Raw genomic sequence first — 26373 nt, 5'->3', positions numbered from 1 at the left:
CGCGGCGGCGGGGAAACGAAGGGCAGCGTCATGGATATGCGCACCACCGAACAACAATATAATCCGTACCGCGTCTTCACCCGCGAACAATGGGCCGAGCTGCGCAACGACACGCCGATGACCTTGGAGCCCGGCGAGTTCTCCAAGCTGCGGTCGATGCACGATCGTCTCGACCTTCAGGAGGTCGAGGACATCTACCTCCCGCTGTCGCGACTGCTGTCGATGTATGTCGACGCGGCGCAGCGGCTGTACTACGCGCAGCGTCAGTTCCTCGGCATCCGCGACCGCAAGATGCCCTACATCATCGGCGTCGCCGGCTCGGTGGCGGTCGGCAAGTCGACCACAGCGCGCGTGCTGCAGGCGTTGCTGACCCGCTGGTCGCCGCGGCCCAAGGTCGATCTCATCACCACCGACGGCTTCCTGTATCCGAACGCGGTGCTGGAGCGGCAGGGCCTGATGCAGAAGAAGGGCTTTCCGGAAAGCTATGACCTGCCGCGGCTGCTCGGCTTTCTGTCCGACATCAAGGCCGGCCGCCATCCGGTGCGCGCGCCGGTGTATTCCCATCTGAGCTACGACATCGTCCCCAATCAGTGGACCGAGATCGACCAGCCGGACATCCTCATCGTCGAAGGCGTCAACGTGCTGCAGACCGGTCCGCTGCCGCGCGACGGCAAGGCCGTGCCGGTCGTCTCCGACTTCTTCGACTTCTCGGTCTATATCGATGCCGACGAGGCGATCCTGCGCAAATGGTACGTCAAGCGCTTCCTGTCGCTGCGCGACACGGCGTTCCATGATCCCAGGTCCTACTTCAACCGCTACGCGCTGCTGTCGGACGAGGAGGCCATCGCCACCGCGATCGCGATCTGGGAGCGCACCAACCTGGCCAATCTCGAGGACAATATCCTCCCGACACGGCCGCGCGCGACCCTGATCCTGAAGAAGGGCGCGGATCACGAGATCGAGACGGTGGCGCTGAGGCGGCTGTAAACGGGGCCGGCGGGCGCGGCGCCGGGCTGATCCGCCCCAACTAATTCCTTACGCTGGCACCTGTCGCGCCGCCGCCAGATTCGCCAGCGCCTCGTCGAGCTTGTCGCGATCGATCGGCTTGACCAGGAACCCGTCCATGCCCGCCTCGAAGCAGGCGTAGCGGTCCTCGACCAGGGCATTGGCCGTCAGCGCCAGGATCGGGGTGCGCCCGCCGGGCTCGCTGGCCTCGATGGCGCGGATGCGCCTGGCGGCAGCGATGCCGTCGAGCTTCGGCATCTGCACATCCATCAGGATCAGATCGTATGGCGCGCCGGCCGAGCGCGCCGCGAGCCAGGAGTCGAGCGCCGCTTCGCCATGCACGGCGATGTCGGCGTGATGGCCGAGCTTGGTCAGCAGCGAGCGCATCAGGAGCGCGTTGATGTCGTTGTCCTCGGCGACGAGGATCGACAGGCCCGCGCCGGCCTGAGCCGCGATCGGCGGCGCGATCGTCGGGACCGGATCGTCGGCGAGGACCGTGCCGTCGGTGTCGAAGCTCACGCGCGCGGCGAGCGAGGCGGCGCGCAGCGGCTTGACGAGATAGCCGTGGAATGGCGCCGCCGGTGCCAGCTCGTGGCGGCTCGCCGGCGTCACCAGCACGATCAGCCGTGTCGTATGGTGGTGCGCGACCCGGCCCAGACGCAGCGATTCATCGCTGCCGATGGCGTCGTCGACCAGCACGGCATGCCAGGCGCGTTCGGGCAGCAGGGCTCGCGCGACCTCGGCCTCGGCGATCAGGCAGGTCTGCGCGCCCCAGTTCTGCAGGCGCCGCTCGATCAGCTCGGCCTGCAGCCCGGCCGGCGCGACCAGCATGATCGACTGTCCGGCGAGGTCGGGGCCGCGGAAGCTGTTCTGCTCGCCGCGCTCCAGCGCCGGCGGCAGCGGCACCGCCACCTCGAAGGTCGAGCCGGCGCCGAGCTGGCTTTGCAGCGAAATGCGCCCGCCCATGCGCTTGACGATCCGGTCAGAGATCGCAAGGCCGAGCCCGGTGCCGCCGAAGCTGCGCGCCACGCTGTCGTCGGCCTGCTCGAATTCGCGGAAGATGCGGTCCTGCGCGTCGGCTGCGATGCCAATGCCGGTGTCGCGCACCTGGAAGCTGATCTCGTTCGGCCAGATGCCGGGCTCGGCGATCAGGGCAACGCCGCCCGTCGCGGTGAACTTGATGGCGTTGCCGGCGAGGTTGAGCAGCACTTGGCGCAGCCGCGCGGCGTCGCCCGTCACCCAGGTCGGCAGGCGCTCGTCGAGATAGGCCGCGATCTCCAGCTGCTTGGCCTGCGCGCGCGGCGCCAGCAATTCGGTGATCTCCTCGATCAGCGCTGCCAGCGAGAACGGCTGCGCCTCGAGCGCCAGCTTGCCGGCCTCGATCTTCGAATAGTCGAGCAGCTCGTCGATCAGCGACATCAGCGCTTCACCCGAGGTGCGGACCGCCTTGGCGTAGGTCGTCTGCTCCGGCGTGAGCTGCGTGTCGAGCAACAGGCCGCTCATGCCGAGGATGCCGTTCAGCGGCGTGCGGATCTCGTGGCTCGCCATCGCCAGGAAGCGTGACTTGGCGCGGTTCGCGGCGTTGGCCTGGTCGCGCGCCTCCGCCAGCGCGCGCTCGGTTTCGGTGCGGTCGGTGACGTCGCGGCCGACACATTGCAGCAGGGCGGGCTCGCCGGCGTCGGACCGCACGAGCGCCTCGCGCCACGCGATCCAGCGCGGTCCGATCGCGCTCTCGATGCGCTGGTCGTGGACGCGGGTGCCGTTCGGCTCCAGCGCGCTGTCGCCCTGCTCGATCAGCTGGAAGCTGAACGCGCTGCCGAGCAGATTGTCGCGGTCGAGACCCGCCATCCGGCAATAGGCGTCGTTGACGAAGACGATGGTGCCGTCGCGGGCGCGCATGACGATGAGATCGCCCTGCTGCTCGAACAGATTGCGGGCGCGCTGCTCGGCTTCCTGCAGCTCCCAGTTCCGGTCGGCCAGCACCTCGTTGTGGAGCGCGATCTTGTGCATCTTCCTGGCGACGAAACGCAGCCGCATGCTGAGCGTGGCCAGGCCGACGCAGGCGAGCGCGAACAGGAAGCTGGCTCCGATCGCGAACGTGTGCGGGTTATAGCCGGAGTTGTCGGAGATGCTGGCCTTGATGAAGCCGTACGCGCCGCCGAAGCCGGCGGAGAAGATCATCAGCGAGCGCAGGATGGCGAAGATGGTGCGGTGACGGCGCATGAACCGGCGCAGGCGCAGCCTGACGTGAAAAATCGGTCCCATCTCGTTCACCCCCAGCTTCCGATCCCAATGTCCTCGCCGACCCGCACCATGCGGCGTCGGTATTGCTGAGACTTTGAAAGGTCATGCCCACGCCAGCCGGCGGTGCAGAGATGGTGAACCGGGCGTTAGCCCGAGTCACAGAACCGGATTGGCCGGCGATGAGGAATGATTGCGGGCCGCCACGATCAATGCGGCGGCGTCCCTGGCCGTCGTGTGGCTGGAGCGGACGTAGATGCGATAGTCGGCGCGGCCATCGGCATCATCGCTGGCGAGATAGATCCGCTGCGAACCCGCAAGGCGATCAGCCGCGATCGCGACGACCTGGGTGGCGGCCGTGATGCCGCAACCCCGATCCTCTTCCACGGGCGCATCGTCGACCACGACGACATCGGCCGCCTCCGGACTGTCCGCCAGGGCCACGCGCACCGTGGCGAGCGCGGGATCGTCGGTGAAGTCGACATGCAGATCGGCGTGGAACGGCGCCGATCCAAGCGAGGCGCTGTCGGCGCCGACGGCAATGCAGGGCTGCGGGGAGGGTGCCAATTCGACCTTGGCAATGACCACGGCCGCGATCAGCGGCACGGCCGAAACGATGACCTTGAAACGCAACATGATACGCACCGACGCGGCAGGCCTGAGGACGAAACGCGGGCCTTATGGTTGTCGGAGCGTAAAGAGAAGTCGTTACCAGAGTGTTGAAGGGGCGGGCAGTCACGCCGCGTGACGACTGTCCTCCGCCAGCGCGCGATACGACAGCGCTTCGGCCAGATGCAGCCGGCCGATCGCCTCGGCGTGATCGAGATCGGCGAGCGTCCGCGCCACGCGCAGCACGCGGTGATAGCCGCGCGCCGACAGCCGCATCGTCTCGGCGGCCTCGCGCAGCAGCTTCTGGCCGGGGGCGTCGAGCTTGGCGATCTCGTCGAGCACGGCGGCGGGCGCTTCGGCATTGGTCCTGACCTGCGGCAGGCGCGCTTTGGCATAGCGTTCGCGCTGCAGGTCGCGCGCGGCGGCGACGCGGGCAGCGACCTCGGCCGAGCCTTCCTTGGACGGCGGCAGGATCAGGTCGGCGGCGGTGACGGCGGGGACCTCGATGCGCAGATCGATGCGGTCCATCAGCGGGCCGGAGATGCGCGTCTGGTAGTCGGCCGTGCAGCGGTCGATGCGGCCGCGCTTGCAGGCATAGCCGGGCTCGAAGGCGTTGCCGCAGCGGCATGGATTCATCGCCGCGACCAGCATGAAGCGGGCAGGGTAGGTGACGCGGTGGTTGGCGCGCGAGATCGAGACCTCGCCGTTCTCCAGCGGCTGCCGCAGCGAATCCAGCACGCGCGGATCGAACTCCGGCAACTCGTCGAGGAACAGCACGCCCTGATGCGCCAGCGAGATCTCGCCGGGGCGGGCGCGCAGGCCGCCGCCGGTCAGCGCCGCCATGCTGGCAGAATGATGCGGGCTGCGGAACGGCCGCCGGTTGGTCAGCGCGCCGCCCTCGATCTCGCCGGCGACCGAGGCGATCATCGACACTTCCAAGAGCTCGGCCGGCGACAGCGGCGGCAGGATCGACGGCAGCCGCGCCGCCAGCATCGACTTGCCGGCGCCGGGCGAGCCGATCATCAGCAGGTGATGCCCGCCGGCGGCGGCGATCTCGAGCGCGCGCTTGCCGCTCTCCTGGCCCTTGATGTCGCGCAGGTCGAGCAGGCTCGCGGGCGCCTCCTGGATTTTCGGCTGCGGCCGCGACAGCACCTGCGTGCCCTTGAAGTGGTTGGCGATCTGGATCAGCGAGCTCGCCGCGATGATCTGCAAATCGGGGCTCGCCCACGCCGCCTCGGCACCGCAGGCGGCCGGACAGATCAGGCCTTCCTCGCGGCCATTGGCGCCGATCGCGGCCGGCAGCACGCCGGCGACCGGCGCGATCGAGCCGTCGAGGCCGAGCTCGCCGAGCACGGTGAATCCGCTGAGCGCATCGGGCGGGATGGCGCCGATCGCGGCCATCAGGCCGAGCGCGATCGGCAGGTCGTAATGGCTGCCTTCCTTGGGCACGTCGGCCGGCGCCAGGTTCACGGTGATCCGCCGCGCCGGCAGCGCCAGCCCGGAGGCGATCAGCGCCGAGCGCACCCGCTCGCGCGCCTCCGACACCGCCTTGTCCGGCAGTCCGACGATCGCGAACGCCGGCAGTCCGGGCGCGACCTGGACCTGCACGTCGACCGCGCGGGCCTCGATCCCCTCGAAGGCGACGGTGGAAACGCGCTGGACCATGATGCCCCTCCCAGCGACAAGCTAGCGGAAGCAGGCCTTGTTCGCAAGAACAATACGGGAACATCCTCGTCTCAATCGTGCCATCATATGACGGTCAGAACCTCCAACCGGTCGCTGACCTCAAGCTCTCGGCGGCGCCTCGTAATTTATCTGCAGTAATCCCGGGTGCCATGTGCAAACCACTAGGCCTCGCTGCCAAAATGTTTCTGGATCCAGCGGAACATGCTCCGATTTTCACTGTCCGGGCCAAAACCCGCCCAACTGGCCTCGCCAGTTAGTTCGAAAACCAAGACGTTAACGCCGGGAGCAATTTCCTCCATGATCTGATCGCGAATTGCTTCGATGGTCAGGTTTTCTGGCGTATCAAGCAGCCAGAGATTTTTCAGGTAATGCCACCAAGACGCGCCGTTTTCTCGCGCAAACTGAATGAAGGCACGCTCTTGATCTTTTGTCAGATCGTTCGTGGCGACAATGAAGAGGCTCATTGGGAACCCTTTGACCGAGACTTCTTAGTCGGGGAAGTCTCACCAGCGATAAGCCGAGGCCTTCGGGCGAGCCTGCGGGGCTCTTGAACCACTTCGGCTTCCACTACTTCTTCAATGGGTCCCGTCATGTCGTCGCCGACAATCCGGTGTTCGATTTCCAGCTTCCTAATCGCATACTGTTCGGACCGAAGAAGCTCGGGATTGATCTTAGCAAAGTAGATGTATGCGCCAATAAAGACGATGAAGTCGATTGAGAGGAGAACAGAGAGTAGCACCAAAAGCCATTCTGCAATGTGAGCAACCGCTGATCCAACGAGAGCCAGCGCAAGAAGCACCATCATCCAGGACAGGGTTTGCAGTACGGTGCTGCGAGCGCCATTGATGAGGGCCGGAGCAGGAAAAAATGCTGACCAATTCATCGCATTGAATGTCCAACCAAAGCAGCGTGCCGAAGCCCAATGAACGAGATTGGTATCATACCTGCCGCATGATCGGAACCGTTAGATGTGCCTCCTCAATATGACAACAACAACAGCAACGTCGATGGCGGCCGCCTCCAATAGTCAAGTAGTTCGAACCCGAGCCCGCAGCGGGGCAATAGGGTTCGGTTTCGAACATGGACCCATTCCGCGAAACTTGTCGCAAGAGTCGTCATTGACGAGCTACGATGGCGAAGGCCGGCAGGCCGGGCGCGACTTGGACCTGTACGTCGGCCGCGCGGGCCTCGATCCCCTCGAAGGCAACGGTGGAAACGCGCTGGACCATGGGGCTCCCCTCCTGCCAGTGACGGTGGCGGAAGCGGCCCCCAATCGCAAGAACAATACGGGAACATCGTCGTTGCCGCGCTCTGCCGCAATCCATTAACGACAGCCGCGTGGGGTTTCAGCTCCGTCCGCTGCGCTTAACGCCCCTTTAGTCCGGCCTTCGCATTCTTCCGCAATCGATGATCGACCCGCGCCTCCGTCACGGCCGAGAGGCGCCCAACGAGGGACGTGTGATGCCTCCAGCGCCCGCGGCAGCTCCGACCGCCAAGACGCCCGCCGGTGATGCGCGGACGGTGTCCGAGCTCGCCACCGACATGCTGCGCCGGACCACCAGCCTGTTCCTGGCCGGTCCGCGGCCGGCGTCGAACGAGCAGCTCGATCTCTACGATCAGATGTTTGCCCGGCTGATGCCGCAGGTCGCGACCGAACTGCTGGCCGAGCTGAGCATGGCGCTCGCCGGCGTCGAGCGCGCGCCTTACGCGACGGCGCGGATGCTCGCTGTTCACCCCGAATTGCGCGTCGCCGGGCCGATGCTGGCCAAGGCGGCGGTGTTGACCGAGCGCGACCTCGCCGAGTTCATCCGCACCGGCAGCCCGGCGCATCTCGTCGCGCTCGCCAGCCGCAGGGGCATCGGCGACAACCTAACGACGCAGCTGATCGCGCGCGGCTTTCCGGCGGTCCGCATGGCGCTGGCGCAGAACCTCACAGCAAAGCTGTCCGAGGATGGCTATCGCAGCCTGTTCAAGATCGCCGAGCGCGATGAGGATCTCGCCGAGAAGCTCGCGCTGCGCACCGACCTGCCGGCCAAGCTGTCGCGGGCCTTCGTCGCCGCGGCCAGCGAGGGCGCCCGCGCCCGCTTCATCAAGGCCGCACCGCCGGCGACCCGCGCGACCCTTCAGGCGACGCCGACCCGCTCGCCCGGCGCGGCGATGCGCGCGATCTGGGACTATCAGCAGGTCAAGGCTGAGGTCGCCGCCCTCAGCCGCACCGGCAAGCTCGGCGACTCCGCCGTCAACCGCTTCTGTGCCACCGGCGATTTCCCTGCCGTGATCGCGGCGCTGGCGCTGCTCTGCGTCGTCACCATCGAGACGATCGAGACGCTGCTGGAGGAGGATCGCCTCACGGATCTGCTGCTGGCCTGCAAGGCGGCACGGCTGAGCTGGGCGACGACGTCGATGATCCTGCGCGACCGGCCCGGCTGCGACGCGCTTCCAGCCGATGACCTCGAAGAGGCGCGCAAGCGCTTCGAGAAGCTTGCGCTGTCCGAAGCGCAGTGGAAGGTGCGCGGGCTCGAATCGCGCTGAGCGAGCGCGGGAAGCGGCGTCAGCCCGGCGGGGTCGACGGGTAGGCCGTGAAGTCGATCTTGAACATCGCCGGGTCGAGCTTCTTGGTCGTATCGAGATTGTAGACGGCAATCGTGGTGTCGTAGCCCTGCGGATCGGTCACGGTCCACTGCTTGAGCTGGCCGTCCTTGGCGCCGAGCATCAGCATCAGCCGGCTGGTGCCGATCAGGGCCTGCTTCTCCTCGATCGTGATCGTGACGTAGAGGTCGTCGGCGGCGACCGCGATCACGTTGGTGTCCTTCAACAGGTCGATGCGGTCGGACAAGAGATAGCGCAGCGGCGTCTGCGACAGCGGATAGACGTCCTGGGTGGCGAGCTTGCGGTCGCGCACCACCAGCGAGGAGCCGTCGGCGATGATGTCGATCGGGGTCGGCGGGTCATATTCGAAGCGGACCTTGCCGGGCTTCTGGATGTAGAAATCACCCTTGGTCTTGCTGCCGTCCGGGCCGACCTGGACGAAATTCCCGACCAGCGTCTGCAGCGACGACAGATAGGCGCTGACCTTGGCCGCCTGCGCCTTCTGGTTGGCGTCGAACGAGGTGAAGATGCTGGCCGGCACGTTGCGCCGGGGATCGGGAATGACCGGATTGGGCGGGGCCGTCTGGGTGGTCGAGGGGCTCTGGCCGGCCCGCTGCTGGTCGGAGGCGCTGAGCTGGGAGCCGCTCTTCGGGCCTGATTTCGGAGCCGGCGTGCCTTGCGCGGCGGCGTGACCGGACGCTCCGGCGATGGAGCATGTCGTCACGGCGCAGGCGACCAGCCAGGCGCCGATCCGGCGCCCGCGCCAAGCTGCGTGATACGAAAACGTGCTGTTCAACAAGGAGCTTTTCAAAACGACGTCCTGAGGTTTTACGCGTTCTATCCCGGTTCGGCCGGGCAGCGTGATCGTAATCGCGTGAAGATCGGGCACCGAAGCGGCGTTTCTGCGGCCATCGGGCCGTCAGAACCCGCCTTCCTCCTCGGGCACCAGGATCTCGCGCTTGCCGGCGTGGTTGGCCTGGCCGACGATGCCTTCCTGTTCCATCCGCTCCATCAGCGAAGCGGCCTTGTTATAGCCGATCTGCAGCCGCCGTTGAATGTAGCTGGTGGAGGCCTTGCGGTCGCGCTTGACCACGGCGACCGCCTGCGAGAACAGGTCGTCGCCGCCGCCACCGCCGCCCATGCCGGTGGCGTCGAACACGGCGCCATCCTCCTCGCTCGGCTCCTCGGCGGTGACCGCCTCGAGATATTCCGGCGAGCCCTGGGCCTTGAGATGCTTGACCACCTTCTCGACCTCCTCGTCGGAGCAGAACGGGCCGTGCACGCGGCTGATGCGGCCGCCGCCGGCCATGTAGAGCATGTCGCCCTGGCCGAGCAGCTGCTCGGCGCCCATCTCGCCCAGGATGGTGCGGCTGTCGATCTTCGACGTCACCTGGAAGGAGATGCGGGTCGGGAAGTTGGCCTTGATGGTGCCGGTGATGACGTCGACCGACGGACGCTGCGTGGCCAGGATCACGTGCAGGCCGGCGGCGCGCGCCATCTGGGCGAGGCGCTGCACCGTGCCTTCGATGTCCTTGCCGGCGACCATCATCAGGTCGGCCATCTCGTCGACGATGATGACGATGTAGGGCAGGGGATCGAGGTCGAGCTTCTCTTCCTCGTAGATCGCCTTGCCGGTCTCCTTGTCGAAGCCGGTGTGGACGGTGCGCGTCAGCTCCTCGCCCTTGTTGCGGGCTTCGCCGAGACGGGCATTGTAGCCGTCGATGTTGCGCACGCCGAGCTTGGCCATCTTCTTGTAGCGCTCCTCCATCTCGCGCACGGCCCATTTCAGCGCGACCACGGCCTTCTTCGGGTCGGTCACGACGGGCGTGAGGAGATGCGGGATGCCGTCATAGACGGAAAGCTCGAGCATCTTGGGGTCGACCATGATGAGGCGGCACTGATCGGGGCGCAGCCGATACACCAGGCTCAGGATCATGGTGTTGATCGCGACCGACTTGCCCGAGCCGGTGGTGCCGGCGATCAGCATGTGCGGGGTGCGGGCGAGATCGATGATGATGGATTCGCCGCCGATGTTCTTGCCGAGGCACAGCGGCAGCTTTGCGACGCTCTCGGTCGCCTCCTTGGCCACCAGCAGCTCGCGCAGGTACACCTTCTCGCGATGCACGTTGGGCAGCTCGATGCCGATGGCGTTGCGGCCGGGCACGACGGCGACGCGCGCCGACAGCGCGCTCATCGAGCGGGCGATGTCGTCGGCCAGGCCGATCACGCGCGACGACTTGATGCCGGGCGCGGGCTCCAGCTCGTACAGCGTGACGACCGGGCCGGGATGCGCCTTGACGATCTCGCCGCGCACCCCGAAATCCTGCAGCACGCCTTCCAGCGCGCGCGAATTGGCCTCCAGCTCGCTCTTCGACAGCGGCTGGCGGTCGGAGGATTTCGGCGCCGCCAGCATCGAGACCGAGGGCAGATCGTATTTGTCGTTGGACTTTTTCGCAGGAGTCTTCGGCGCCGGCTTCTTGCGCGACTTCGGAGCGGGCTCCTCCTCCTCTTCTTCGTCCTCGCCCTCCTCGGCTTCTTCCTCGTCGCCGCCGTCCTCGTCCATCTCGGGCGCGAGCGTCGGCTTGCCCTGGCCGCGGCCGAGGCTCGGCTCCTGCCGGCCTGCGGCGGCGGCGCGCGGCTGCGGTCCTGACGACACCAGCGCGCGGTAGGCCGTGCTGAGGAACCAGACGACCTGCGCCTTGGCGCTCATGATGGCGTGGAACACCCAGCCGAGCCGGATCGCCTTGCGGTCGTCATCGTCCTCCGGGTCGGCCAGCGGCGTGTCGTCGTCCTCGTCGGCGAGCAGGCTCGGGTCGGCTTCCTTCGCGCCCATGCCGCCGGCCACCAGCAGGCAGCCGATCATCGCCACCAGAAGAAGGGCGCCGAGCACCAGCCGATAGATCACGCCGGGCGGTCCGAACACCACGGCCGGTGCGCGCACCAGGGCATCGCCGACGACACCGCCGAGACCGGTCGGCAGCGGCCAGGCATGCGAGCGCGGCCAGCAGCTGGCAAAGCCGGCGGCGATGACGGCGCCGAGAATCCAGGCGCCGAAGCGCAGCGCCTCGCGGTCGAACGGCCGGTGCGTCATCATCCGCCAGCCGCGGATCGAAAGCGGCAGGATCGCCATGATCGAGCCGAGACCAAGGATCTGCATCAGGAGATCGGCGCTGATCGCGCCGGGATAGCCGACGATGTTGCGGATCGCGCGCGAGGTGGCGTGGCTCAGGCTGGGGTCCTGCACCGACCACGTCATCAGCGCCGCCGCGGCCACGCCGCACAGCGCGATCAGGCAGAGGCCCGCGAGCTCGCGCAGCCGCCGCACCAGCGCGTCGCGCAGCGACGTCGGCAGGTGGTTGACCAGGGGAATGACTCGTTCGATCGCCGGCATCTGCATCAGCCCCGCGATTATCCCAGGACCTCGACCAGCCGGTGCAACGCCTCACCGGTGGATTCGGCATCGGCCACCAGCGCCAGCCTGATGTAGCCGAGGCCCGGATTGAAGCCGTCGGCCTGCGGCCGCGCCAGGTAGCTGCCGGGCACCACGCGCACGCCGGCGTCGCGATACAGCCGCAGCGTCACCTCCTCGTCGCCGCCGCGCTCAGTGACGTCGAGCCAGACGCAGAAGCCGCCATCGGGCCGCCTGTAGCCATAGCGGTTGCCGATGATCTGGTCGGCGAGGTCGAACTTGGCGCGGTACAGCCGCCGGTTGTCCTCGACATGGGCCTCGTCGGCATAGGCGGCGACCGCCACGTGCTGCAGCGGCACCGGCACCTGCGGCGCCGCGACGTTGCGCAGCTCGTGAAAGCCCGCGAGGAATCGGCGGTCGCCGGCGGCGAAGCCGATCCGCATGCCCGGCACGTTGGAGCGCTTCGACAGTGACTGGAACGCGACCACATTGGTGTAGTCGGGCCCGGCATGCTCCAGCATGCTGCCGGGCGCCGCCTTCGTGTAGATCTCCGAATAGCATTCGTCGCTGAAGATCAGGAAGCCGTAGGCGTTGGCGAGCCGGACCAGCTTGCGCATATAGTCCGCTGATGCCACCGAGCCCTGCGGGTTGGCCGGCGTCGCAAGGTAGAACGCGATCGTGCGCGACAGCGTCGCCTCGTCGATCGCATCGAGGTCCGGCAGAAAGCCGTTCTCGCGCGTCGTCGGCAGATAGATGGAGTCGCAGCCGGCGGTGCGCGCGCCGACGCCATACACCGGATAGAACGGGTTCGGCATCAGGATCGCGGGCTTGCCGCTGCGCGGGCCGACATGGCGGAGCGCCGCATGGGCGGCAAAGAACAGGCCCTCGCGGCTGCCATTGAGGACCAGGATCTCGTGCTCGGGATCAACAGCGCGCGGCAGCGCGAATCGGCGCGACAGCCAGCCGGCGGCCGCCTTGCGGAACGGCTCGATGCCCTTGGCCGCGGGGTAGCGGCCGAACTCGGCGATGTGCTGGGCCAGCACCGGCCCGACGAAGCCCGGCACCGGATGCTGCGGCTCGCCGACGGCGAGCGTGATCATCGGCTTGCCCGGCTTGTAGGGGGCGAGCAGCTCGTTCAGCCGCGCAAACGGCGAGCGTTCGCTCTCCGAATGGCTGGCGCCAGCGGGCGCGGGGGATGAAGCGGTCATTGCCATACGTAAAACGCGCGCCAAACCAGTGGAAGCCGCCGATCGCCCATGAACCGGTGCCTTTAGCGGTCACCATAGGTGGGGCGAGGTTAAGACGCGATTAACCATCGGCGCTGCCGCCCGTTTTGATCGGTTTTCCTGCCCCGATCCAGAGGCAATTTCGCAACAGCGGCGGACATTGTGGTGATTCGGGGGGCGGAGGGGAACCGTCTCATTTGGCTAGGCCCAAGCCGCCGCCAGCGCGCTGCCCGATACAGCGCCCTCGCCCCTTGTGGGGAGAGGGCATCGCTGGCCCATCCGCGAGCGCGGTTGGGTGAGGAGGGGTCTCTCCACGGGCTGAACTTGTGGAGAGATACCCCTCACTCAACCGCGTCTGCCGCACGCTCATACATGCCCTCTCCCACAAGGGGAGAGGGCGCATTCATAAGCACCGCCGCAGATGACAAAAACGGGCGGCCCGGTGCGCCGGAATATCAATGGGAATCTGCGCGCACCGGGCCTTGGCCGAACTACTTGGGGGCTTAGTTCGGGTGATGGTCAATTAGCACCCTGGTTTTTCCCTTGTATTGCCAACTTCCGAAGATTTGTAGAATTTGATTTCGGAAGCCACTGAGTGCGGCGTGGATGGACCAATTGCTTAACGGAGATGTCCGCCTCCGCCGTGGCTTTCCGGTCGCAGCGCGGCGGACGCACTTATTAGCGTGTCGCACGCTTTGTCGACCCGCCGGGCCGAGAATCTTGTCTGGCCGGACATAATCAGCCACATCCAGAATCATCAGACATTTCGCGAAACGAGATCGGCGCATCGCGACCATGATTGGCGGGCATCAGCGATTCCGGTGGCGTGCCGGCGAATGCGTGCGCGCCGAGGACTCTGACTTTCGAAAGAGCGTCGATGATGCGTCTGAGACTGCCGGGCGTGTTTGCCCTGATCATGCTGGCCCTGCCAATGACCGCGCCGCCCCGCATCGCCATGGCAGCGCCGGCCGCGGTTGCTACTTTGATTACCGTCGAGGGCAACCGGCGCGTTGAATCCGACACCATCCGCTCCTACTTCAAGCCCGGCCCGTCCGGCACGCTGGATGCCGGCCAGGTCGACGACGGTCTCAAGGCGCTGGTCGAGACCGGCCTGTTCGCCGACGTGAAGATCGACCGGCAGGGCGGCCGGCTGATCGTGCGCGTTGTCGAGAATCCCGTGATCGGCCGCGTCGCCTTCGAGGGCAACAAGAAGGTCAAGGACGAGCAGCTCACGGCGGAAGTGCAGTCGAAGCCGCGCGGCACGCTGTCCCGTCCGATGGTGCAGTCCGACGCGCAGCGCATCGCCGAGATCTATCGCCGCTCCGGCCGCTACGACGTCCGCGTCACGCCCGAGATCATCGAGCAGCCCAACAACCGCGTCGATCTCGTCTTCACCATCGAAGAGGGCGTCAAGACCGGCGTGAAGTCGATCAGCTTCGTCGGCAACAACGCCTATTCCGCCGCGCGCCTGCGCGACGTGATCAAGACCCACGAATCGAACTGGCTCAGCTTTCTCGGCAACAACGACGTCTACGACCCCGATCGCGTCGAGGCCGATCGAGACCTGATTCGCCGGTTCTATCTGAAGAACGGCTATGCCGACGTTCAGGTCGTCGCGGCGCTCAGCGAATACGACCCTGGGCAGAAGGGCTTCCTGGTCACGTTCCAGATCGAGGAAGGCCAGCAATACCGCGTCAGCTCGGTGCAGTTCCAGTCGAGCGTCGCGGCGCTCGACGCCAACACGCTGCGCGGCTATTCGCGCGTCAATGTCGGCGCGCTCTACAACGTCGAGCAGCTCGAGAAGTCGGTCGAGGAGATGCAGATCGAGGCGTCGCGCCGCGGCTTCGCCTTTGCCGTCGTGCGTCCGCGCGGCGACCGCAATCTGGAAGCCCATACGGTGGCGATCGTGTTCCAGGTCGACGAGGGCCCGCGCACCTATATCGAGCGCATCACCATCCGCGGCAACACCCGCACCCGCGACTACGTGATCCGGCGCGAGTTCGATCTGTCCGAGGGCGACGCCTACAACCGCGCGCTGGTCGATCGCGCCGAGCGCCGGCTGAAGAACCTGGATTTCTTCAAGGACGTGAAGATCACCGCAGAGCCGGGCTCGTCGAGCGACCGCGTCATCCTCGTGGTCAATCTGGAGGAAAAGTCGACCGGCGATTTCTCGATCTCGGGCGGCTATTCCACCACCGACGGCGCCCTGGCCGAGGTCTCGATCTCCGAGCGCAATTTCCTCGGCCGCGGCCTGTACGCCAAGGCGGCGGTCACCTACGGACAATATACCCGCGGCGTGTCGCTGTCCTTTGTCGAGCCCTATCTGCTGGACTACCGCGTGGCGCTCGGGCTGGACGTCTCCTACCGTCAGCAGCTCGCCAACAGCTATACGAGCTACGGCACGCGCACGATCGGCTTCAGCCCGCGGCTCGGCTTCCAGCTGCGCGAGGACCTGTCGCTGCAGCTGCGCTACTCGCTGTACCGGCAGGAGATCACGCTGCCGTCCTATCTGGCGAACTGCAACAACAACAACGCCAACGGCCTGCTCGCCTTCAATCCGACCCCGGCCTATATCCAGAGCGTGCTCGGCGGCGTCGATCCGACCAACGCGACCAGCTCCGGCGTCTATGGCTATGGCTGCTACGGCGACGGCGAATCCAGCCTGGCGGTGCGCAAGGAGCTGAATGACGGCGCCGCGCTGACCTCGGCGCTCGGCTACACTCTTACCTACAACACGCTCGACAACACCAAGAACCCGACTGACGGCCTGCTGATCGACTGGCGGCAGGATTTCGCCGGCGTCGGCGGCAATGTCAGCTATCTGAAGTCGGCGGTGGACGCGAAATATTACACCCCGCTGGTCGCCGATATCGTCAGCGTCATCCATCTGCAGGGCGGCATGCTGAACAAGATCGGCGACAAGGACCTGCGCATGCTCGACCACTACCAGATGGGCCCGACGCTGGTGCGCGGCTTCGCGTCCAACGGCATCGGGCCGCGCGACATCACCTATCGCAGCCTCGGCGCCACCGGCGATTCGCTGGGCGGCACCAAATATTGGGGCGCCTCCGCCGAGCTGCAGATGCCGTTCTGGTTCCTGCCGAAGGAAGTGGGTTTGAAGGGCGCCGTCTATGCCGATGCCGGTTCGCTGTGGGGCTATCAGGGCCCGACCTCATGGGCCGCGACCGGCGAGGTCAACTCCGCCGCCTGCAAATGCGGCATGCTGTATGACGACAGCAAGGTCGTGCGCTCCTCGGTCGGCGTCGGCCTGATTTGGGCCTCCCCGTTCGGCCCGCTCCGCTTCGACTACGCGGTGCCGCTGTCCAAGGGCAAATACGACGTCACCCAGGAATTTCGGTTCGGCGGCGGCACGTCGTTCTGAGGGCGGGCGTGACGAACTCTGGGCAGTTATGACGTTGCTTTCCGTCGGTGACGCCGCCCTTGCCGCAACGACGGTGCGCTCCCCTCCCCCTTGCAGGGAGGGGTCGGGGGTGGGGGTCCACGAATCCCGCTGTTCATGAGAGTCGAGGCTCACAACGGACATCAGCGAAGGTCCGTCGCTTCGCTACTCAGACCGCATTTGCGCCGCTGACGTCATCGCCCGCGGACCCCCACTCCCAACCCCTCCTCGCGAGGGGGAGGGGAGCCGACCGTCAGCGCCGGGCGATTCTCGATCCACATCGTCTCTCGCCACGGTCGCATCGATCGCATGATGTCGCCCGCATCCCTCCCATGCACAAATTGCCCGTCGTGTTAGTTTGTCGCGATATTCGGCCTTGCGCCGTCGGGCAAATCACCTGCACATTTCCGCGCGTCCCTGCTGCCGCATGAGGGGCGTTTCGCGACCGTCACGGATCGTTGGCAGTGGGATGCGATGGGCGTGTGTTGCTGCAGCGTGGATCAGTCTGCGCGGACGAACGGCGATGCACGCACGGTCAAGTCGCGCGGTCCTGATATCCCGACGCTGATATCAAGCGGGTGGCGATGCCCTGGCGTGTCGCGCTCGTGATGGTGGCCAGCAAGCCGGCGCACCAGGGAGAACGCGAAGCAGCCGTTAAAACCGTTGCGCAGGGAGGGCCGGGTGTGTTCGGCCAGACCTGTGGTACCTGCCGCCTGCATTTTCTTTCGCAGGCGGGCCACGGGCGCGGCCAGCGCCCGGCCTTCCCTGCGCCCTCTGTTATCGGGGGCGACGAATTCAGCATAGCTCGGGCGGATCGAGTCGCGAGGATGAGACCGCACGATTTCAATCTGCTTTTCGGAGGCGGCGCTCGATGCGCCAACCTCCACTGTCGTCCCGGACAAGCGCGAAGCGCGCAGATCCGGGACCCATAACCACAGGGCTAAGTTGTCGTGCTCGATACTGGCCGCCTGCCTGTTTCAGACATCACGCGGTATGGGTCCCCGCGTTCGCGGGGACGACACCGGTGGGGTCGCGCGTGATAGGCCCGCCCGACAGTGGTTATCCCGTGAGATCAGGCCCGAGGTCCTCTATCGTTGTGCGAGCGTTCGGCGTGTTTGAGATGCACCCCCTCTCAATCCCTGTTCCCCGGCGTCTGGATGAATCCCCGATTCCAAGTCGGGCTGATCAGGATCTCGTTGATGCACACGCGCGGCGGCATGTTGGCGACGAAAGCAATCGTGCGGCCGAGATCCTCCGGCTGCAGCATGCGCGCCTGCTCCTCCGCGCTCGGCACCACCGGCCGCTGCTCCAGGATCGGCGTCGCGACTTCGCCCGGCATCAGGCAGCACGCGCGCAAGCCATTGACGCATTCCTCCATGTTGAAGGAGTGCGTCAGCGCCAGCACCGCGTGCTTGGTCGCGGTGTAGGCCGGCCCCGGCATCTTCGAGACGTGGCGGCCGGCCCAGGACGAGACGTTGATGATGGTGCCGTCCGCTTGCGCGCGCATCGCCGGCAGCACCGCCTTCATGCAATACAGCACGCCGTTGAGATTGATCTCGACCAGCTGGTTCCAGCCGTCGAGCGTCATGTCGTCCCAGCGCCGCCGCGGCACGTTCACGCCGGCGGAGTTCACCAGCAGATCCATGCGGCCGTGCCGCATCAGGATGGCATCGGCGGCGGCCTGCACGTCTGCCGCCTTGGCGACGTCGAGCACGACAGCCTCGGCTGTGCCGCCGCTCGTCGCGACCCGCGCCACCACGGAGTCGAGCGCCGCCTTGCGACGGCCCGACACCACGACCGTCCAGCCATCGGACGCCAGCGCCAGCGCGCCGGCCTCGCCGATTCCGGTGCCGCCGCCCGTGATCCACGCGATCCGTTTCCCTTTGGTCATATCTTGGCGTCTCCCGTTGCCTTTGAAAGGGCGTTTTTGCTAAGGCAGCCTCGATCAGAGACGGCAACCCTGGCGACATCGCCGGTGCCATCCGCCGTCCCAGCCCTTTTCGTCTTCGTCGAGCATCATGTTCCGCAGGCTGGCACTGCCGGCGGGCCACCGCTCCAGGGGAATGTCGCATGAACCAAGCCGCCAACGCCAATCTGTTCTCCCGCCTGTTCGACGGTCTCGACGATCCCAGCCGTCTCGCGATCGAGACCCATGACGGCCAGCGCATCACCTACGGCGATCTGATCGCGCGCGCGGGCCAGATGGCGAACGTGCTGGTGGCCCGTGGCGTCAAGCCCGGCGATCGCGTCGCGGCACAGACCGAGAAGTCGGTGTCCGGCCTGGTGCTCTATCTCGCCACGGTCCGCGCCGGCGGCGTCTATCTGCCGCTCAACACCGCCTACACGCTCAACGAGCTCGACTATTTCATCGGCGACGCCGAGCCGACCGTGGTGGTGTGCGATCCGTCGAAAGCCGAGGGCATCGGTGCGCTCGCGGCCAAGGTCGGCGCCAAGGTGGAGACGCTGGATGCGTCGGGCAGGGGCTCGCTGACCGAAGCGGCCGACAAGGCCGACAAGGCGTTCACCACCGTGCCGCGCGGCGCCGATGACCTGGCGGCGATCCTCTATACGTCGGGCACGACCGGCCGCTCCAAGGGCGCGATGCTGTCTCACGACAATCTCGCCTCGAACTCGCTGACCCTGATCGACTACTGGCGCTTCACCAAGGACGACGTGCTGATCCACGCGCTGCCGATCTATCACACGCACGGCCTTTTCGTGGCCAGCAACGTGACGCTGTTCGCGCGGGCCTCGATGATCTTCCTGCCCAAGCTCGATCCCGACCTGATCATCAATCTGATGGCGCGCGCCACCGTGCTGATGGGCGTGCCGACCTTCTACACGCGGCTGTTGCAGAACCCGCGGCTGTCGAAGGAGACGACCAGTCACATGCGTCTCTTCGTCTCCGGCTCGGCGCCGCTGCTCGCCGACACGCACCGCGAATGGTTCGCGCGCACCGGCCATGCCGTGCTCGAGCGCTACGGCATGACCGAGACCAACATGAACACGTCGAACCCGTATGAGGGCGAGCGCGTGCCCGGCGCGGTCGGCTTCCCGCTGCCCGGAGTCTCGGTGCGCGTCACCGATCCGGAGACCGCGAAGGAGCTGGCGCGCGACGAGATCGGCATGATCGAGGTGAAGGGCCCGAACGTGTTCAAGGGCTATTGGCGCATGCCGGAGAAAACGAAGTCGGAATTCCGCGACGACGGTTTCTTCGTCACCGGCGATCTCGGCAAGATCGACAAACAGGGCTACGTCCACATCGTCGGACGCGGCAAGGACCTCGTGATCTCCGGCGGATTCAACGTCTATCCGAAGGAGATCGAGAGCGAGATCGACGCCATGCCGGGCGTGGTCGAGTCCGCCGTCATCGGCGTGCCGCATCCCGATTTTGGCGAAGGTGTCACGGCGGTCGTGGTGCGCCATCCCGGCGCTGATGTCAGCGAGGCCGGCGTGCTCAAGGGTCTCGACGGCCGACTGGCGAAATTCAAGATGCCCAAGCGCGTGTTCGTGGTCGACGAGCTGCCGCGCAATGCGATGAGCAAGGTGCAGAAGAACGTGCTGCGTGATCAGTACAAGGACATCTATACGAAGTGACGGCGGCCTAGCGCCGTCGTCCGATCGCGAGGCCGGCGAGCGCGGCCAGCGGCGGCGCGGCGCAGATCAGCACGAATTCGAGCACGGCGAGCGAGGCAATCTCATGCTGGATGGCCAGCGCGAGACAGGCGGCGAACAGGCCGGCGGCGGCGAAGCCGAGCACGCAGGTCAGGGGCTCCTCGACGGGCTCGTGCGACGACACCTTGCGCGCCGGCAGTTCCGCCGGGCGTTCAGTGGCTGTCAGTCGCACCGTCGGCAGCGGCATCGAGGCTCCCTGCACCGCGTCTGTTGCACCTCGTTGAGACTAGGCTGCTTCGCCGGGTGGCGACATGCGGCAAAATCGACCGGCGGAGGGCCATGTGCGCGGCGAGGAACGCGGGAGATCGAGGCGCTTTTGCTGCCGCGCGGGCCGGCGCCGAGACAGGTTGTTGCTCCGCGTATCGCTCCGGGCAGGTTTGCAGAATCATCAGATGGCGCTGGCTGTTGTCGCGAAACCGCTCGCTCAGGACCATCGTTAAGCGGTGAATCAGTGCTCGGCGATCGGCGCTATTCAGCTGTTCCGCCACGTTGGCAACGGCCTGGGAGAGGAGGTAGCAATGAATAGTGGTTCGCTGCATCCAGTCGCGACCGGTTTCTGGTATACCACGGCGGCGATTGATCCTTTTCCTTCGGGCCGCCTAGTACTGAATCCGCGTTCTATTTTGAGCGATTTGTTCGTTGCAACGCCTGTTCCTTCTCCGTAAATAAAGGCCGCCTTGCCGATCCACACGGCCGCAAGCCCCCCGCGTTCACGGCCCACAAGAAATCATCAAAGCAACCAATGACAGCCAGGATCGAACGACCGCTTTCGCCGCATCTGCAAACCTACCGCTGGACGCTGACGATGATCCTCTCGATCGTCCATCGCGCCACCGGGGTTGCACTATATTTCGGGACGCTGCTGCTGGCCTGGTGGTTGATCGCCGCCGCGTCTGGTCCCAGCGCCTACTCCTACGTCCAGGGCTTCATGGGCAGCTTCCTCGGCCGCCTGATCGTGTTCGGCTACACCTGGGCGCTGCTGCACCACCTGCTGTCCGGCATCCGCCACTTCGTCTGGGACCTCGGCTACGGCTTCAAGCCCAATGAGCGCGAGGCGCTGACCTGGGGTGCCCTGATCGGCGGCATCACCTTGACCGTCCTGGTGTGGATCGTGGCTTACGCGGTGGGAGGCGGCCGATGAGCAACGCACGCGCGAAATCGATGCGGACCCCGCTCGGCCGCGTCCGCAACCTCGGCGCAGCGCATTCCGGCACCGGCGACTTCTGGCGCCAGCGCATCACTGCCGTCGCCATGACTCTGCTGATCGTGCCGGTCGTCGTGGTCGTGATCATGCTGCTCGGCCGCAACCAGGCCGGCGCGGTCCAGATCCTGGGCTCGATTCCGATCGCCGTGATCATGCTGCTGTTCGTGATCGCGAGCTGCTGGCACATGAAGATCGGCATGCAGGTCGTGATCGAGGACTACGTCCACAGCGAGCCGCTCAAGCTCGTTGCGATCATGGCCAACAACTTCTTCGCGGTGACCGTGGCGCTCGCCTCGATCTACGCCCTCATCAAACTGTCCACTGGAGTCTAGCCCATGGCCGGCGGAGCAAATGGCAGCGCGAACGGCGCGCCCGCGACGAACGGAAAAGCCTATCCGATCGAGGACCACACCTACGACGTCGTTGTGGTCGGCGCCGGTGGCGCGGGCCTGCGCGCCGTCGTCGGCTGCAGCGAGGCGGGCCTGCGCACCGCCTGCATCACCAAGGTGTTTCCGACCCGCTCGCACACGGTGGCGGCGCAGGGCGGCATCTCGGCCTCGCTCGGCAACATGCACCAGGACGACTGGCGCTGGCACATGTACGACACCGTCAAGGGGTCGGATTGGCTCGGGGACCAGGACGCGATCGAATACATGGTGCGCAACGCGCCCGAGGCCGTCTATGAGCTCGAGCATTGGGGCGTGCCGTTCTCGCGCACCGAGGACGGCAAGATCTACCAGCGGCCGTTCGGCGGCATGACCCTGGACTACGGCAAGGGCCAGGCGCAGCGCACCTGCGCCGCCGCCGACCGCACCGGCCACGCGATGCTCCACACGATGTACGGCCAGTCGCTGCGGCACGCCGCGGAGTTCTTCATCGAGTTCTTCGCCATCGACCTGATCATGGACGACCAGGGCGTCTGCCGTGGCGTCATCGCGCTGAAGCTCGACGACGGCACGCTGCACCGCTTCCGCGCCCAGACCACGATCCTGGCGACGGGCGGCTATGGACGCGCCTTTGCCTCCTGCACCTCGGCGCACACCTGCACCGGTGACGGTGGCGGCATGGCGCTGCGCGCCGGCCTGCCGCTGCAGGACATGGAGTTCGTGCAGTTCCACCCGACCGGCATCTACGGCTCCGGCTGTCTGGTCACCGAAGGCGCGCGCGGCGAAGGCGGCTATCTCGTCAACGCCGAGGGCGAACGCTTCATGGAGCGCTACGCGCCATCCGCCAAGGACCTCGCCTCGCGCGACGTCGTCTCCCGCGCGATGACCATCGAGATCCGCGAAGGCCGCGGCGTCGGCCGGAAGAAGGACCACATCTTCCTGCATCTCGACCATCTCGATCCGAAGGTGCTGGCCGAGCGTCTGCCCGGCATCTCCGAATCGGCCAAGATCTTCGCCAATGTCGACGTCACCCGCGAGCCGATCCCGATCGTGCCGACGGTGCACTACAACATGGGCGGCATCCCGACCAACTATCACGCCGAGGTGCTGACCAAGAAGGACGGCGACGACAACGCGATCGTCCCCGGCCTGATGGCGGTGGGCGAGGCCGCCTGCGTCTCCGTGCACGGCGCCAACCGGCTCGGCTCGAACTCCCTGATCGACCTCGTGGTGTTCGGCCGCGCGGCGGCGCTGCGACTGGCGGAGAAGCTGACGCCGAACGGCAAGCAGCCGGACCTGCCGAAGGACTCCGCCGACAAGGCGCTCGGCCGGCTCGACCATTATCGCCATGCCTCCGGCGGCACGCCGACCGCGAAGCTGCGCGAGAGCATGCAGAACGTGATGCAGACCAACTGCGCCGTATTCCGCACCGGCGAGGTGCTGCAGGAAGGCCATAACCTGATCCACAAGGTGTATGGCGGCATCGGCGACATCGCCGTGTCTGACCGCTCGCTGGTGTGGAATTCCGACCTGATCGAGACGCTCGAGTTCGACAATCTGATCGCGCAGGCGGTCGTGACGATGGACTCGGCCGTCAATCGCACCGAGAGCCGCGGCGCCCATGCGCGCGAGGATTTTCCCGATCGCGACGACACGAACTGGATGAAGCACACGCTGGCGTGGATCGACAGCAAGGACGGCAAGACGACGATCGATTACCGCCCGGTGCACAACTACACCATGACCAACGACGTGCAGTACATTCCGCCGAAGGCGCGCGTGTACTGATCGCGTGTGACCTGAGCCCGACCGTCAAACCCAAGAAGGCCTTCCGAAATGGCTGAGTTCGCACTTCCAAAGAATTCTCAGATCACCGGTGGCAAGACCTGGCCCAAGCCGGCCGGTGCCACCGAGGTTCGCGAGTTCAAGGTCTATCGCTGGAATCCGGACGACGGCAAGAATCCGAGCGTCGACACCTACTACGTCGACGTCAACGATTGCGGCCCGATGGTGCTCGACGGCCTCATCTGGATCAAGAACCACATCGATCCGTCGCTGACCTTCCGCCGCTCCTGCCGCGAGGGCGTGTGCGGCTCCTGCGCGATGAACATCGACGGCCAGAACACCCTGGCCTGCACCCGCTCGATGCACGACGTGAAGGACGGCGCGGTCAAGATCAATCCGCTGCCGCATCAGCCCGTCGTGAAGGACCTGGTGCCCGACCTCACCAATTTCTACGCGCAATACGCCTCGATCGAGCCCTGGCTGAAGACGACCTCGCCGACGCCGCAGAAGGAATGGCGGCAGAGCCACGAGGATCGCGAGAAGCTCGACGGCCTTTACGAGTGCATCCTGTGCGCCTGCTGCTCGACCTCGTGCCCGAGCTACTGGTGGAACAGCGAGCGTTATCTCGGACCCGCCGCGCTGCTGCAGGCGACGCGCTGGGTCAAGGACAGCCGCGACGAAGCCACCGGCGAGCGGCTCGACAATCTCGAGGACCCGTTCCGGCTGTATCGCTGCCACACCATCATGAACTGCGCCAAGGCCTGCCCGAAGGGGCTGAACCCCGCCGAGGCGATCGCGGAACTCAAGTTCAAGCTGGTCGAGCGGCAGATCTAGCCGGGCGGACAGCTTTACCGATCATGCGCCCGGAACCGGCACAAGTTCCGGGCGCAGCGAGTTTGTAGCCGCCGTCGATTGCGTTAAGCTCGTGGCCCTTTGAGGCCGGAGCGACCGTGCAGACCGCACAACGCAAATCGCTGACGATGCTGCGCTGGATGATGGTCGCGTCACTTGCGCTTCCTGTCGCTCTGTTCGTGATCGCGGCCTACGTCTCCCACGGCACGACATATGAGGAGGCCGATCGCGAGATCAGCCGCTCGCTCGAAATCGTCCACGAGCACGCGCTGAAGGTGTTCGAGACCATCGAGCGCAGCCTCTCGGAGATCGACGAGGTCGTCCGCGACCTGTCGGATGCCGACATCAAGGCGCGCGAGCAGGCGCTGCACGCCCGGTTGCGACAATTGTCGGACGCGCTGCCGCAGATGAAGTCCGCCTGGGTGTTCGACGCCAATGGCCGGCCGCTGGTCAACAGCATGATCTATCCGGCGCCGGACATGACGTTCCTCGACCGCGACTACTTCAGCGCCCACGTCAAGGACAGCATCGGCACCTTCATCGGCGCGCGGTTGACGCCGCGGCCGCCCTATCAGGGCGCGCCGTTCTTCAGCATCAGCCGCCGCCGCCAGAGCGACGACGGCAGCTTCACCGGTATCATCCAGGCCTCGGTGTTGCCGGATTATTTCGAGCACTTCTACGCCCGGATCGGCCGGGCGCCCGGCAGCTACTTCGCGCTGCGCCGCTTCGATGGTCTCATCCTGGCGCGCTTCCCGGGCGGCGGGAGAGGCGCGGCTGCAGGGCCCAGCGACATTCCCGCCGGGGCCGCAGATGCGGAGCAGCTCGTCACCGAGATCTCGCCGGTCGATGGCGTCGAGCGTCTCGTCGGGTATCAGCGGCTCGGCGGCTATCCGGTCTACGTCTCGGCGGGGCTGGCGACGTCGACCATCCGCAACCGCTGGCTCGGCACGATCGGCCGGCACCTCATCTTCGGCATCCCGGCCACCGCGCTGCTCGTCGTCTTCCTGACCCTTGCCCAGCGGCGGACCGAGCGCCTGCATGTCGAGGCCGCCCGCCGCCTCGAGGCCGAGGATGCGCTCAGGCACGGTCAGCGCATGGAGGCGCTGGGACAATTGACCGGCGGCGTCGCGCACGACTTCAACAATCTGCTGACCGTGATCCGGGCCTCGGCCGACCTGTTGCGCCGGCCGGATCTGCCGGATGAGCGGCGGCAGCGCTATATCGACGCGATCTCGGATACGGTGGCACGCGCATCGAAGCTGACGTCGCAGCTCCTCGCCTTCGCCCGGCGCCAGACGCTGAAGCCGGAGGTGTTCGACATCGGCCGCAGCGTCGTCGCCTTGCGCGACATGACCAAGACCCTGGTCGGGTCACGCGTCGAGGTCGTGATCTCCGTTTCCGACGAGCCGTGCTACGTCAATTCCGACGCCGGCCAGTTCGAGACGGCATTGATCAACCTGGCCGTCAATGCCCGCGATGCGATGGCCGGCCAGGGACGTCTCAGCATCACTGTCGCCCCTGCAGCGGCGCTGCCGACGCCGGCGGCCCCGCACGACCGTCCGCCGCTGGGCTATGTCGCCATCACCGTCCAGGACACCGGCGTCGGCATCCCGTCGGAGCATTTCGGACGCATCTTCGAGCCGTTCTTCACAACCAAGACCATCGGCCAGGGCACCGGCCTCGGTCTCTCGCAGGTGTTCGGCTTCGCCAAGCAGTCCGGCGGCGAAATCGGGGTCACGAGCGAGAAGGGTCGCGGCGCGACGTTCACGCTCTATCTGCCGCGCGTCGCTCCAGCTCAGGTGCAGCGCGGCGAGGACGGCGGCCATGGGGAGCCGATCGGCGGTCGAGGCATGTCGGTGCTGGTGGTCGAGGACAACATCGACGTCGGCAGGTCGGCGACCGAAGCGCTGGCCGAGCTCGGCTATCGGACCACGCTGGTTGATAACGCCAGGGACGCGCTGGAGGAGCTGATCGGCGGCACCAGCCGATTCGACGTCGTCTTCACCGATGTCGTGATGCCCGGCATGACCGGGCTGGAGCTAGCCGAGGAAATCAGGCGGCTCGAGCTCAACGTGCCGGTCGTGCTCGCGAGCGGCTACAGCCATGTGCTGGCGCAGCAGGGCACGCATGGCTTCGAGCTATTGCGCAAGCCCTATTCGATCGAGGAATTGTCGCGCGTGCTGCATCAGGTCGTCCCCGTGCCGGTGTACCGCGCTCCGCCCATGGCGCCCAACACGCAGGTGCCCTGAAACCACTGGGCCTGCGCGGGAACCCGGACGGGAACCTTCTACTTGCCTTGCTGTTAT

General features: G+C 66.3%; 20 protein-coding genes and 1 pseudogene. 9 read left to right on the top strand and 12 right to left on the bottom strand.

All coding sequences use genetic code 11. The features are described from left to right. Positions 1 to 30: 30 nt before the first annotated feature. Positions 31 to 987: a type I pantothenate kinase gene (coaA, locus tag QX128_RS23000; RefSeq protein ID WP_315800864.1), complete on the top strand. Its 957-nt coding sequence runs from the start codon at positions 31 to 33 to the stop codon at positions 985 to 987. 48 nt (positions 988 to 1035) lie between these two features. Here the strand turns inward: coaA and QX128_RS22995 are convergent, their stop codons facing one another. The 6 genes and pseudogenes from QX128_RS22995 to QX128_RS33250 form a co-directional block, all read right to left on the bottom strand. Further along, entirely contained in the window at positions 1036 to 3270 is a 2235-nt protein-coding gene (locus QX128_RS22995; RefSeq protein WP_316238601.1) for a PAS domain-containing hybrid sensor histidine kinase/response regulator, read from the bottom strand. A gap of 135 nt (positions 3271 to 3405) precedes the next feature. After that, entirely contained in the window at positions 3406 to 3882 is a 477-nt protein-coding gene (locus tag QX128_RS22990) for a hypothetical protein (protein ID WP_316183044.1), read from the bottom strand. A 99-nt stretch (positions 3883 to 3981) separates the two neighbouring features. Further along, positions 3982 to 5520, bottom strand: coding sequence for a YifB family Mg chelatase-like AAA ATPase (locus QX128_RS22985; protein ID WP_316238600.1), 1539 nt, complete (start codon positions 5518 to 5520; stop codon positions 3982 to 3984). Positions 5521 to 5702: 182 nt separating this feature from the next. Beyond that, the gene (locus tag QX128_RS22980; protein ID WP_316238599.1) at positions 5703 to 6005 is read right to left on the bottom strand and encodes a hypothetical protein; all 303 of its coding nucleotides are present in this window, start codon (positions 6003 to 6005) and stop codon (positions 5703 to 5705) included. Next, on the bottom strand, positions 6002 to 6424 hold the full coding sequence (locus QX128_RS22975) for a hypothetical protein (RefSeq protein ID WP_316238598.1): 423 nt from the start codon (positions 6422 to 6424) through the stop codon (positions 6002 to 6004). The genes QX128_RS22980 and QX128_RS22975 overlap by 4 nt, the downstream gene beginning before the upstream one ends. Before the next feature lie 244 nt (positions 6425 to 6668). Then, a pseudogene (locus QX128_RS33250) lies at positions 6669 to 6770 on the bottom strand (ATP-binding protein); the annotation flags it as partial. 232 nt (positions 6771 to 7002) lie between these two features. On the opposite strand from QX128_RS33250, the gene QX128_RS22970 reads away from it, so the two are divergent. Further along, positions 7003 to 8073 carry a DUF2336 domain-containing protein gene (locus QX128_RS22970; RefSeq protein WP_316238597.1) on the top strand — a complete coding sequence of 357 codons (1071 nt, stop codon included), beginning with the start codon at positions 7003 to 7005 and terminating at the stop codon, positions 8071 to 8073. A 19-nt stretch (positions 8074 to 8092) separates the two neighbouring features. Here the strand turns inward: QX128_RS22970 and QX128_RS22965 are convergent, their stop codons facing one another. The 3 genes from QX128_RS22965 to QX128_RS22955 all read right to left on the bottom strand — a co-directional run bounded on the left by QX128_RS22965 (position 8093) and on the right by QX128_RS22955 (position 12753). Next, positions 8093 to 8881: an outer membrane lipoprotein carrier protein LolA gene (locus QX128_RS22965; protein WP_409997877.1), complete on the bottom strand. Its 789-nt coding sequence runs from the start codon at positions 8879 to 8881 to the stop codon at positions 8093 to 8095. Between the two features lie 168 nt (positions 8882 to 9049). Further along, entirely contained in the window at positions 9050 to 11527 is a 2478-nt protein-coding gene (locus QX128_RS22960; RefSeq protein WP_316238596.1) for a DNA translocase FtsK, read from the bottom strand. 11 nt (positions 11528 to 11538) lie between these two features. Next, positions 11539 to 12753 (bottom strand): aminotransferase class I/II-fold pyridoxal phosphate-dependent enzyme, encoded by a 1215-nt coding sequence (locus QX128_RS22955; RefSeq protein ID WP_316238595.1) that lies wholly within the window; start codon positions 12751 to 12753, stop codon positions 11539 to 11541. An 889-nt stretch (positions 12754 to 13642) separates the two neighbouring features. Here QX128_RS22955 and bamA point away from each other — a divergent pair. Next, complete coding sequence (gene bamA, locus QX128_RS22950; RefSeq protein WP_316183048.1) at positions 13643 to 16147, top strand: outer membrane protein assembly factor BamA; 2505 nt, start codon at positions 13643 to 13645, stop codon at positions 16145 to 16147. A 518-nt stretch (positions 16148 to 16665) separates the two neighbouring features. On the opposite strand, the gene QX128_RS22945 is transcribed toward bamA, so the two are convergent. Both QX128_RS22945 and QX128_RS22940 read right to left on the bottom strand, forming a co-directional pair. Continuing rightward, on the bottom strand, positions 16666 to 17067 hold the full coding sequence (locus tag QX128_RS22945) for a hypothetical protein (RefSeq protein ID WP_316238594.1): 402 nt from the start codon (positions 17065 to 17067) through the stop codon (positions 16666 to 16668). Between the two features lie 230 nt (positions 17068 to 17297). Further along, positions 17298 to 18056, bottom strand: coding sequence for an SDR family oxidoreductase (locus QX128_RS22940; RefSeq protein WP_316238593.1), 759 nt, complete (start codon positions 18054 to 18056; stop codon positions 17298 to 17300). Between the two features lie 179 nt (positions 18057 to 18235). Here QX128_RS22940 and QX128_RS22935 point away from each other — a divergent pair, with 179 nt between their 5' ends. Continuing rightward, complete coding sequence (locus QX128_RS22935; protein ID WP_316238592.1) at positions 18236 to 19762, top strand: malonyl-CoA synthase; 1527 nt, start codon at positions 18236 to 18238, stop codon at positions 19760 to 19762. A gap of 7 nt (positions 19763 to 19769) precedes the next feature. On the opposite strand, the gene QX128_RS22930 is transcribed toward QX128_RS22935, so the two are convergent. After that, the gene (locus tag QX128_RS22930; protein ID WP_316238591.1) at positions 19770 to 20027 is read right to left on the bottom strand and encodes a hypothetical protein; all 258 of its coding nucleotides are present in this window, start codon (positions 20025 to 20027) and stop codon (positions 19770 to 19772) included. Between the two features lie 555 nt (positions 20028 to 20582). Here QX128_RS22930 and sdhC point away from each other — a divergent pair. The 5 genes from sdhC (at position 20583) to QX128_RS22905 (ending at position 26316) form a co-directional block, all read left to right on the top strand. Then, positions 20583 to 20981, top strand: a complete 399-nt coding sequence (gene sdhC / locus QX128_RS22925) for a succinate dehydrogenase, cytochrome b556 subunit (RefSeq protein ID WP_315800853.1) — start codon at positions 20583 to 20585, stop codon at positions 20979 to 20981. 20 nt (positions 20982 to 21001) lie between these two features. Beyond that, positions 21002 to 21376 (top strand): succinate dehydrogenase, hydrophobic membrane anchor protein, encoded by a 375-nt coding sequence (gene sdhD, locus QX128_RS22920; RefSeq protein WP_315800930.1) that lies wholly within the window; start codon positions 21002 to 21004, stop codon positions 21374 to 21376. Positions 21377 to 21379: 3 nt separating this feature from the next. Beyond that, complete coding sequence (gene sdhA / locus QX128_RS22915; protein WP_315800852.1) at positions 21380 to 23218, top strand: succinate dehydrogenase flavoprotein subunit; 1839 nt, start codon at positions 21380 to 21382, stop codon at positions 23216 to 23218. A gap of 48 nt (positions 23219 to 23266) precedes the next feature. Then, positions 23267 to 24049, top strand: coding sequence for a succinate dehydrogenase iron-sulfur subunit (locus tag QX128_RS22910; RefSeq protein WP_315800851.1), 783 nt, complete (start codon positions 23267 to 23269; stop codon positions 24047 to 24049). A 116-nt stretch (positions 24050 to 24165) separates the two neighbouring features. Next, complete coding sequence (locus tag QX128_RS22905) at positions 24166 to 26316, top strand: ATP-binding protein (protein WP_316238590.1); 2151 nt, start codon at positions 24166 to 24168, stop codon at positions 26314 to 26316. The last annotated feature ends 57 nt before the right edge of the window (positions 26317 to 26373 follow it).

It is taken from the genome of Bradyrhizobium sp. SZCCHNR1015 (genome assembly GCF_032489875.1).
In the GTDB taxonomy this organism is placed as follows: Bacteria; Pseudomonadota; Alphaproteobacteria; order Rhizobiales; family Xanthobacteraceae; genus Bradyrhizobium.
This window is presented reverse-complemented; position numbering and strand designations above follow the sequence as displayed.

Coding starts and splice junctions, on each gene's coding strand:
- coaA (WP_315800864.1), top strand. CDS start 31: ATGGATATGCGCACCACCGAACAACAATATAATCCGTACCGCGTCTTC.
- QX128_RS22995 (WP_316238601.1), bottom strand. CDS start 3,270: ATGGGACCGATTTTTCACGTCAGGCTGCGCCTGCGCCGGTTCATGCGC.
- QX128_RS22990 (WP_316183044.1), bottom strand. CDS start 3,882: ATGTTGCGTTTCAAGGTCATCGTTTCGGCCGTGCCGCTGATCGCGGCC.
- QX128_RS22985 (WP_316238600.1), bottom strand. CDS start 5,520: ATGGTCCAGCGCGTTTCCACCGTCGCCTTCGAGGGGATCGAGGCCCGC.
- QX128_RS22980 (WP_316238599.1), bottom strand. CDS start 6,005: ATGAGCCTCTTCATTGTCGCCACGAACGATCTGACAAAAGATCAAGAG.
- QX128_RS22975 (WP_316238598.1), bottom strand. CDS start 6,424: ATGAATTGGTCAGCATTTTTTCCTGCTCCGGCCCTCATCAATGGCGCT.
- QX128_RS22970 (WP_316238597.1), top strand. CDS start 7,003: ATGCCTCCAGCGCCCGCGGCAGCTCCGACCGCCAAGACGCCCGCCGGT.
- QX128_RS22960 (WP_316238596.1), bottom strand. CDS start 11,527: ATGCAGATGCCGGCGATCGAACGAGTCATTCCCCTGGTCAACCACCTG.
- QX128_RS22955 (WP_316238595.1), bottom strand. CDS start 12,753: ATGGCAATGACCGCTTCATCCCCCGCGCCCGCTGGCGCCAGCCATTCG.
- bamA (WP_316183048.1), top strand. CDS start 13,643: ATGATGCGTCTGAGACTGCCGGGCGTGTTTGCCCTGATCATGCTGGCC.
- QX128_RS22940 (WP_316238593.1), bottom strand. CDS start 18,056: ATGACCAAAGGGAAACGGATCGCGTGGATCACGGGCGGCGGCACCGGA.
- QX128_RS22935 (WP_316238592.1), top strand. CDS start 18,236: ATGAACCAAGCCGCCAACGCCAATCTGTTCTCCCGCCTGTTCGACGGT.
- QX128_RS22930 (WP_316238591.1), bottom strand. CDS start 20,027: ATGCCGCTGCCGACGGTGCGACTGACAGCCACTGAACGCCCGGCGGAA.
- sdhC (WP_315800853.1), top strand. CDS start 20,583: ATGACAGCCAGGATCGAACGACCGCTTTCGCCGCATCTGCAAACCTAC.
- sdhD (WP_315800930.1), top strand. CDS start 21,002: ATGCGGACCCCGCTCGGCCGCGTCCGCAACCTCGGCGCAGCGCATTCC.
- sdhA (WP_315800852.1), top strand. CDS start 21,380: ATGGCCGGCGGAGCAAATGGCAGCGCGAACGGCGCGCCCGCGACGAAC.
- QX128_RS22910 (WP_315800851.1), top strand. CDS start 23,267: ATGGCTGAGTTCGCACTTCCAAAGAATTCTCAGATCACCGGTGGCAAG.